Raw genomic sequence first — 371 nt, forward strand, 5'->3', positions numbered from 1 at the left:
AGCAGCAGGCCCAGGGCCGCCGGCAGTACATGGGACCAGGTGCGGGTGTTCAGCGAGCCGGCTAGCCACAGTTGGGCGAACATCGCCTGGTCGAGGTTGCCGCTGACCAGCAGGATGCTGTTCAGGCCGGACAGGCTGGCGCCCACGCCGATGCCCACCAGTACCAGGCGATAACCCCCGCTGCTGTGGCCGTTTCGCGCCAGCAGCAACACCAGCAGGGCGGTGCCCAGGCCGGCCGCCACTGCCGCCAGGGACGTGGCCAGGGGGCCGGCATCGAACAGCATGATCTGCACGATGGCGCCACTGGCGGCGCCGGTGGTGAAGCCGATCACGTCCGGCGAGCCCAGGGCATTGCGCGAGATCGACTGGAA

At 69.5% G+C, this 371-nt stretch carries 1 protein-coding gene; it reads right to left on the reverse strand.

Translation table 11 applies throughout. The features are described from left to right. A partial coding sequence (locus F6S12_RS33150) for an iron chelate uptake ABC transporter family permease subunit (RefSeq protein ID WP_315870038.1) occupies positions 1-371 on the reverse strand: 371 nt, incomplete at both ends.

The sequence above is a fragment of the Pseudomonas sp. JV245A genome, assembly GCF_032424515.1.
Classification (GTDB): Bacteria; Pseudomonadota; Gammaproteobacteria; order Pseudomonadales; family Pseudomonadaceae; genus Aquipseudomonas; species Aquipseudomonas protegens.